The sequence below is a fragment of the Chitinophaga sp. GbtcB8 genome (assembly GCF_019091455.1).
Taxonomy (GTDB): Bacteria; Bacteroidota; Bacteroidia; order Chitinophagales; family Chitinophagaceae; genus Chitinophaga.
The window spans coordinates 61,480-69,262 of record NZ_JAGXJN010000043.1 but is presented as its reverse complement, the minus strand read 5'-3'; the positions used below and the strand labels follow the sequence as shown (position 1 = coordinate 69,262).

The window sequence follows — 7,783 nt, the reverse complement described above, 5'->3', positions numbered from 1 at the left end:
ATCAAAGTTTTGCTTTTCCATATGGTCAGTTTAAAGTTAATCAACTTTTTACTGACACACTTTTTGTAATAGTCTCGTCATCGTAGAAAGATATCTCCCCAGTCGATCAATAAACATTATTGCTTTGAAATCTCTATATCTTATTTAAATAGCTCACGTTCTATTTATCATTTTCTAAAATATATGCTATATTTACCTTATAGTTCCCGGTTGTCCCTGGCTTGCCAAACTTCCGGGTTTCTTTTTGCTTATACTCCTTTCTCCAATGGTCCTATTACGAGGGCTAGCGGGATAAAGAAATCAAATGATCATCTAACTTATTTGAAAGGTGGTCGTTGGGCGAATCTCCGGCGTCTTTCTTTGTTAACATGATTTCAAGATCTTCTTGATTAATTATGAGGATGAGTTTTCCATTTTCTCGCAGCGCTCCTTTTGTTGCCGTTATTGCACCTGATTCAGCTCCATTCCGCGTAACAATTATGGCAGTACCTCTAAGTGCTTTCGGATACAGATATCGCTCGGTCGTATAAATCTGCCCGGCCGGAATCGGGTCGGAGTAATTCTTCATCTCAAATAAAACATATCTGGAGCTAAATGATTCGACTAGTGTACGCCAGAAATCGTCAGCAGACCTAATTCTGCAAACAAGATCAAACCTCGATAGTCCATCATCTGTACGGCTCTGTTTATCCCATATCGAAAGATCATCTTCGAAAAGGTATTGTAATATCTGAATACATTTCCGTTCATATGTGGCCCAACCGTCCCTTCCTAAAGGAATCGCTTTTAATTCTGAAATACACTTGGCACCAACCTTTTCAATAGGTGGGATTTCAGTTTGCGATTGAATTACGAAATAGCTCAACGGATTAGTATCCGTCATAGGGTCAACATCTTCGTATGGCAATGATATGTCTGTTCCCTGTTGTGCGGCCATTAAAGACTGTCCCAGTTCCTCAAGGATATCCTCTCGACCTAAAGCGGCCAGAAAATTTGCAATGTTACTTCGGTCCCAGACCACAACCCCCATTTCACTCAACCTTTTTTTCTCGAAGGCATTTACCAAAGATGAAACAATTAGTATAACATTAAACCCAGTTAGATTTCCAGCAAATCGAAGTTTCTCAGCCGCTCTTGAAAGCATGGAGAAAGGAACTGTACGGCTGCGGTAAAATTTCACCTCGGAAATCACTATTAACTCTCCCTTTCGTAATATAAAATCTGGAACAGGAAGCCCATCAAACAAAGCTAACTTTGGTTCGGCTGTCACTTCATCAAATAGCAATTCCAAGAGCTTTTTTATGTAGTCAGAAAAACCAGTTTCACGGAAGTTGTTTTTTGAAGCCATGAGCAAAGTCTACTTTGTGAAAACAAATGATACAGTGACTTATGCTAAAAGACATCGCTATTTATTAAGTACTGCGGCTATTAAATATAAACAAATATTTTCTCTGTTGTGCAACTCCTTCTATGAGAACCACGTGAATAATCCATTTTATTGTAAACAACCTATATAGCAAATTAACATCTGATTCACATTCTATCTAAACTGAACAAAATGAACAATTGCCAATCCTTAATTCCACTTTATTTTCATTTTGATAATCATATCTGTTAATTACTAAAATCAACCTATCATGCCGAATGACAACCTTATTTCGGTTGCAGTAGACCCCACTGCGATGGATGCTATCCAACAGGCTATTACCACCATTAAAACCCAGTTGCCCTTTCTGTTAAAATTAAGCCCTGACGAAAAACGGATCTATGCCCGCATGGGCGATAAATCCCTTCCGTTTGTGGACAAAGCGCTGGGTTATGCAGAAACTAATCCGCACCTGGTGCCGCCTTATCTGCAAGTAGTAGAATTTAAAAAAGATATGGAACTGGTAAAATCGCTTACTAAGATCCAGCAGCCATTAAAAAGTCTGATGGAAGCTATTGATGATACCATGATAGTAGCCGGTAACGAGAGTTACAGCGCCGCACTGGTATTTTATAACTCCGCAAAGCGGGCAGCCGATGCGGGCGTACAGGGTACGCAAAGCATCGTTAATGATCTGAAGCAACGTTTTCCGGGACGGACCATCGCAAGAACGGCTCCTAAGCCAGAAACAGAGGTATAATACCGGCTTAATACAGTAAACTGACAGCAAATTGCGGTTCTAAGCTCTGGGAACGGAGTATAACAACTGCAATTTGCTGTTCTTTTATAGGAAATTGGGGGTACGTGATAGCAATTTTGTGGTTCAAAGCCCCTCAAATGAGTATGGTTAACAGAAAATTGCTGATAAGGACTAGCAATTGGGCCCTTAGTAAATGGAATGATTCCCCTTGTAACGGGAATGTTGTATATCCGGAAGGCTTTTGCGGAGTGCTTTAAAGCAATTCATTGATCCGGATAAGTCAGATGGAACTTTTACCTCTCTACGCCCAGCCTACTGTAGAAATTATTAATTAATCGCTTTACAGTTCTCCAATGTTTGTTTGCAACGAGCCGTTAAAACCTGTAAGTCACGGGCAAGATCACTGGCTATTTTAACGATCATTTCCAGATCTTCAGCAGGGCATTTTTCAGGATGCTGCAGATAGAAATCATACCAATGCGGCGTCCAGTTACATTCACTTCTCACAAATCCGTTAAAGTTTTCATGCAGCTCATAAATTCTGCTATACAGGGTTATAAGCAAAGGAGCCTGCGGGTCGGGGGAAACAGCTGTAGGTTGTGATTTTGCTTGCATAAAAAGAATGTTTTATGGGTTGACAAATGAATGATAAAGGCTAGTCACAATTATTTTTATGTCTAAGCGCCCTTCATTTTATCTACATGTTCTATACAAAGATAAGGTAATTATTTGAAATACTCGTTATTCACGAGTGTTTTTTTTATCATTACAGTATTGCTTTGCCAAAAACTGATTATGGCAGGCATTACACCTATCGAACAATATGTAATTGACAAAGTAAAGAAGATGAGGCAGGAAGCAAATCTATCCCAAGCTGCATTAGCAGCCCTGCTGGATCAATCTGAGGGCTTTATAGGGGATATCGAATCTACTACCCGCAATGCTAAATACTCGATCCGGCATTTAAATGAATTAGCTAAAGTATTTAAGTGTTCCCCAAAAGATTTTCTGCCGGAAAAGCCGTTATAACACAAAAGGACAACTTTTCTGCAAACATTTTTCATCGCTTTACCTCTGTGGAAGAATCGAAAGACATACTATTAACATTAGGCGACAACATAAAAGCCCTTCGGAAATTAAAAGGACTTACTCAGGTTGATATGGAAACCAGGACAGGTATAGATGCTGGTGATCTCAGCAGAATTGAAAGCGGACAGGTTAACCTCACCTTTATAAAACTCGTTAAATTAGCTGCTGCCTTGGGTGTGGAGTTAAATGAGCTTTTTACTATGAAGAATAAATAAATTGTATCTTATTACATAATTCTTATTCAGAACGAGTAAATGTCATTGAGCATGCAATCAGCTGAATTAAAAATACTCCAAAGAAAAGGCAACAACGCTGTTAAAAAACTTCGTAAAGCAAAGTTTGACAAAGGGCTGCCTTTCATGATCATCTCTAACGATCTTCCAAGTACGCAATGCTATCTCGAATATGCTGATGGCCGCATATTGCTGGTAGGGATACTATCAACTTCTGCTCGTGATTTTAGTGTTATTCGTGAATTAACACCAACCGAAAGAGATATAATTCGAACAAAGTTCCATTTTCCATAATCTAAGGTTCGGAATTCCCCCAATGGTTTCTAAAATATCTAAACAAAGGTTAAGGAGCAACAATAATCTCCTCTACTCCTCCCTATACACCTTCCTCCCCCCATTCATCAAACTCCTATACCCTAGTTCCGCCCCACCACTCACCTGCAAAATACACCCGGTAATAAACCTTGCCTTCTCCGATAACAAAAACACCCCCGCATCTGCGATCACATCTCCCTCCGGGCAATAACCCAGCGGATGAATATTCCGAAGGTATTCTTCCATAGATGCCTCATCTTCCTGCTCACTGTTCCACTTCCGCAGCATAGGCGTCCATACGGCAGCAGGAGCCAATGCATTCACCCGGATATGATAAGGTGCATAATCTAAGGCCATAGACTTTGTTAAGCTATTCACAGCCCCTTTGGTAGCAGTATAAGCCGCATGGTTCTCCTGCCCTATTTCCCCTACCAGGCTGCTGGTATTAAGGATACAGCCGCGGGTTGCGATCAGTGCATCCAGCCCATATTTAGTGGTATAATAAATGCCTTTCAGGTTCACTTCAAATAACAGCTCCCATTCATCGTCTGTGGTCAGGTGTAGCGGTTTGGATGGCGCGGCAATACCGGCATTGTTATGAATAGCATCCATTTTGCCATAACGGCGCAGGGTTTGTGCTATAGCGTCTTTTACTTCAGCAGGCTTAGACACATCACATAATATACCTAAATGCTCATTACCTAATTCTTTGACGGTGGCATCCAGTGAGGATACCTCATTAGCTATTACTACTACCTTAGCTCCTGCCTCCGCATACTTGCGGGCACACTCATACCCGATCCCCATGGAGCCACCGGTTAAAAAGATCACTTTATTTGCTAACAACATAATTCGAATGATTAATAAATTTCTAAATGAGCGGAAAGCTGAAAGCATAAAGCATAAAGCAAAAAGCTTAATGCAGCGATGTACTGGCCTTATGCCTTATATTTTCCCCTTGTACCTTAACGAGCGTAAAGCCGAAAGGATAAAGCAGAAAGCTTAATGCAGCCAATGCTCAGTTTTATACTTTTATTTTTCCCTTGTGCTTTTAGAGCGCGGCCTTGGGTCATATGCTTTACCATTAACTTCCGACCCACGGCTTTCTGCTTTATCCTTTCTGCTCTTTGCTTACCTAAACCACCAAAACAACACCACCATCACCACCAACAGCCCCACCGCCAATACTTTATAATTCCCTATCCCCTTCCAGCCCGGTGATTGCAGCGGCTCTCCCGGAGAACGCCAGTACAGCACCCGCGCACCCTCCACAGGCTGCGGCGCAGGGAAAGCAAATGTAAACACCACCTGCAGCAGCACACAAATACAGAACAGGTAAAAGGCCATCATCATAAAAGGAATATGCCCGATCACCGTATCCGGGAAAAGTTTATTTACTGCAAATACAATAGCGCCCATGGCAGAACCTATCCACAGTGTGAGTTTGGCAGAAACAGCGGATGCCTTGCTCCAGAAAATGCCTAACAGGAACACACAGGTAATAGGCGGTGCAATGTGCGCAATCACATCGTTCAACCCGTTAAAAATACTTTCGTAGCTGTTCAGCAATGGCATTAATGCCAATGAAAACACCAGCGCCAGCCCGGCAGCTATCTTGCCTACCTTTACCAGCTTTTGATCAGACACTTCCGGGTAATAACGTTTATAAATATCATAGCTGCACAAGGTAGCAATGGCATTCAGCGCACCGGAGATCTGGCTCATTAAGCCGGACAGCAGCGCCGCTGCTACAATACCGATCAAACCACTAGGCAGCAGCTGCGTGATCATTATCGTGTAAATACCTTTGCTGTTCACTACTCCCTGTGCATTTTTTAATGCGCTGATGTCCAGCAGGCCAGCTTTGGAAAGCGTGTAGGCAAACAGTCCCGGGAGTACGAAAATGAATACCGGCAGTATTTTTATAAACCCGCAGAACAGGGAGCCTACCCGTGCATGATCTTCGTCCTTTGCGCCCAGCACCCGCTGCACAATAGTTTGATCCGCACACCAGTACCAGATACCCAATACAGGGTAACCCAGGAACACGGCATACCAGGGCATGCCGCTACTATCGCCATGCGGACGAAGCATAGAGAGTTTATTTAACGCACCGTCGTCCTGTAGGATATGCACCATGGGCTGCCAGCCACCCATTTTATGCCAGGCGGCCATACTGATAATAATAGCACCTATGAGCAGCACAATAGTTTGTACAGATTCTGTTACCACTACTGCGGTTAATCCGCCTACAATGGTGTACACGGCTGTGAGTAATGAAATAACGATCACGCTGGTATACATATCTACCCCAAACAAAGTATGCAATACAATGCCGCCTGCTAATAGAGAAAAAGCGATATGAATAATAATGGCAGATACTACGGATACAATAGCCAGCCAGTCCCGGCTGGCACGGTCGTAGCGTTTTTCCAAAAAATCCGGTAAGGTGGCTACGCCGGACCGGATGTAAAAAGGTGCAAAGAACAGCGCCAGTAATATCAGTGTAAAGGCAGCCATCCATTCAAAGTTACCGTTCAGCAAACCGGTATCAAACCCGCTTTGCGCCAGGCTTACCAGATGCACGCATGATATATTGGTGGCAAACAATGCCAGTCCTATCATGGGCCACTTCAGTGTTTTGCCCGCCAGGAAATATTCGCCCGCAGCATTACCGTTAGCGTGTTTTCTCCTGTGCCGGATACCACTCCACAATCCTACAGTTACAATGCCTATAACATACAGGACCGCAATGGTAAGGTCAAGCGGTTTAATCATTGGTATGCTTTAAGATCACAGCTACTGCCCGGCTCCTGCGGCGTAATGTAAACACCATTGCTGATGTGTACCGGGTGTACGAAGTGCTTTTGTAAATGTGGAATATGTTCTAAGAACAGTGCCGGATGATCCATAGCTATGTGGTTAAATAATACCAGGTGCTGGTGCAGCTGTCCCATATCTCCCACATGCGGCACTACCGGTATACCGTATTTACGGCATAGCAGGCTAACGGTTATAAATTCGCTTACCCCTCCTACCCTTACCGCATCTACCTGTATAAAACCGGCGCAGCCTGTTTGCAGGTAGTTCTTAAAGATAATACGGTTGGGCACATGCTCGCCCAGCGCCAGCTTGGTGGGAGCGATGGCATCTGCCAGTGTTTTATGCGCCAGCACATCGTCCGGGTGCGTGGGTTCTTCTATCCAGTAGGGATTCATGGATTGCAGCTCCCGGCATATTTTCAATGCCGCAGGCAGTGTCCATTGCTGGTTAGCATCCAGCATTACCTTTACTTTATTACCCGCTGCTTCCCGCACAATATGTGCGCGGCGTATATCCCTTTCGGGATCGGTGGAGCCTACTTTTAGCTTCATGGCAGTAAAGCCTTCTGCTACGGCTATACGTGTATTCTCCCGCACCTTATCATCAGAATAATTGAACCAGCCTATGGAAGTATCGTAACCGGGATAGCCCTGTTGTAAAATACTCTGCCGGGTATGGGCTGTGGGGGCTGCATTGCGCAGCAGCTGTAATGCCTGTTCCCTGGTAAGCTCATCTTCCAGGTAAGAAAGATCCAGCGTATTCACGATCTGCTCCGGCGAAAGATCGATCAACAGTTTCCATAACGGCACACCTCTCTTTTTAGCCCACAGATCATAACAGGCATTGGTTACAGAAGCCAGCGCCAGATGAACTATGCCTTTGTGAGGGCCCAGCCAGCGGAACTGCTGCTCATTGGCAAAACGGTGGAACACGGCGCCAAAATCCTGCATCAATTCCTCAATATCTTTCCCTTTTAACTGTTGTGCATAGAATTGCGCTGCTTTGCATACCAGGTCATTGCCTTCACCTAAGGTGAATGCAAATCCATGACCGGTAAGCCCGCTATCATCCTTTAATTGTGTTACTGCATAAGAGTAAATGGGATTGCGATGTACAGCATCACTACCAGTTCCTTCATCCAGTGGAAAACGTGCATCAAACGTGAAAATATCCTTGATCATGACTACATCTTACAAG

General features: G+C 43.6%; 9 protein-coding genes. 4 read left to right on the top strand and 5 right to left on the bottom strand.

The window, feature by feature from the left end:
- Nucleotides 1-283: 283 nt before the first annotated feature.
- A complete protein-coding gene (locus tag KVT36_RS27395; RefSeq protein ID WP_217606628.1) occupies nt 284-1,348 on the bottom strand; it encodes a hypothetical protein in 1,065 nt (354 codons plus the stop codon).
- 289 nt (nt 1,349-1,637) lie between these two features.
- On the opposite strand from KVT36_RS27395, the gene KVT36_RS27390 reads away from it, so the two are divergent.
- On the top strand, nt 1,638-2,126 hold the full coding sequence (locus KVT36_RS27390) for a hypothetical protein (RefSeq protein WP_217606627.1): 489 nt from the start codon (nt 1,638-1,640) through the stop codon (nt 2,124-2,126).
- A 327-nt stretch (nt 2,127-2,453) separates the two neighbouring features.
- Here the strand turns inward: KVT36_RS27390 and KVT36_RS27385 are convergent, their stop codons facing one another.
- Nucleotides 2,454-2,741 (bottom strand): hypothetical protein, encoded by a 288-nt coding sequence (locus tag KVT36_RS27385; protein WP_217606626.1) that lies wholly within the window; start codon nt 2,739-2,741, stop codon nt 2,454-2,456.
- A gap of 180 nt (nt 2,742-2,921) precedes the next feature.
- Between KVT36_RS27385 and KVT36_RS27380 the strand changes: the two genes are divergently transcribed.
- Genes KVT36_RS27380 through KVT36_RS27370 form a run of 3 tightly spaced genes read left to right on the top strand, consistent with a single transcriptional unit; the run spans nt 2,922 to nt 3,742 of the window.
- Nucleotides 2,922-3,155, top strand: coding sequence for a helix-turn-helix transcriptional regulator (locus KVT36_RS27380; RefSeq protein ID WP_202909367.1), 234 nt, complete (start codon nt 2,922-2,924; stop codon nt 3,153-3,155).
- Nucleotides 3,116-3,430, top strand: coding sequence for a helix-turn-helix domain-containing protein (locus tag KVT36_RS33295; protein ID WP_368670053.1), 315 nt, complete (start codon nt 3,116-3,118; stop codon nt 3,428-3,430). The genes KVT36_RS27380 and KVT36_RS33295 overlap by 40 nt, the downstream gene beginning before the upstream one ends.
- A 51-nt stretch (nt 3,431-3,481) precedes the next feature.
- On the top strand, nt 3,482-3,742 hold the full coding sequence (locus tag KVT36_RS27370; protein WP_217606625.1) for a hypothetical protein: 261 nt from the start codon (nt 3,482-3,484) through the stop codon (nt 3,740-3,742).
- Between the two features lie 72 nt (nt 3,743-3,814).
- On the opposite strand, the gene KVT36_RS27365 is transcribed toward KVT36_RS27370, so the two are convergent.
- The 3 genes from KVT36_RS27365 to KVT36_RS27355 form a co-directional block, all read right to left on the bottom strand.
- A complete protein-coding gene (locus KVT36_RS27365; RefSeq protein ID WP_217606624.1) occupies nt 3,815-4,612 on the bottom strand; it encodes an SDR family NAD(P)-dependent oxidoreductase in 798 nt (265 codons plus the stop codon).
- Nucleotides 4,613-4,894: 282 nt separating this feature from the next.
- Entirely contained in the window at nt 4,895-6,541 is a 1,647-nt protein-coding gene (locus tag KVT36_RS27360) for a sodium:solute symporter (protein WP_217606623.1), read from the bottom strand.
- Entirely contained in the window at nt 6,538-7,767 is a 1,230-nt protein-coding gene (locus KVT36_RS27355) for an enolase C-terminal domain-like protein (protein ID WP_217606622.1), read from the bottom strand. The genes KVT36_RS27360 and KVT36_RS27355 overlap by 4 nt, the downstream gene beginning before the upstream one ends.
- Nucleotides 7,768-7,783 lie beyond the last annotated feature (16 nt).

Excerpts from the sequence above, each read along its gene's own strand:
- KVT36_RS27395 (WP_217606628.1), bottom strand. The coding sequence starts at position 1,348 with ATGGCTTCAAAAAACAACTTCCGTGAAACTGGTTTTTCTGACTACATA.
- KVT36_RS27390 (WP_217606627.1), top strand. The coding sequence starts at position 1,638 with ATGCCGAATGACAACCTTATTTCGGTTGCAGTAGACCCCACTGCGATG.
- KVT36_RS27385 (WP_217606626.1), bottom strand. The coding sequence starts at position 2,741 with ATGCAAGCAAAATCACAACCTACAGCTGTTTCCCCCGACCCGCAGGCT.
- KVT36_RS27380 (WP_202909367.1), top strand. The coding sequence starts at position 2,922 with ATGGCAGGCATTACACCTATCGAACAATATGTAATTGACAAAGTAAAG.
- KVT36_RS27370 (WP_217606625.1), top strand. The coding sequence starts at position 3,482 with ATGCAATCAGCTGAATTAAAAATACTCCAAAGAAAAGGCAACAACGCT.
- KVT36_RS27365 (WP_217606624.1), bottom strand. The coding sequence starts at position 4,612 with ATGTTGTTAGCAAATAAAGTGATCTTTTTAACCGGTGGCTCCATGGGG.
- KVT36_RS27360 (WP_217606623.1), bottom strand. The coding sequence starts at position 6,541 with ATGATTAAACCGCTTGACCTTACCATTGCGGTCCTGTATGTTATAGGC.
- KVT36_RS27355 (WP_217606622.1), bottom strand. The coding sequence starts at position 7,767 with ATGATCAAGGATATTTTCACGTTTGATGCACGTTTTCCACTGGATGAA.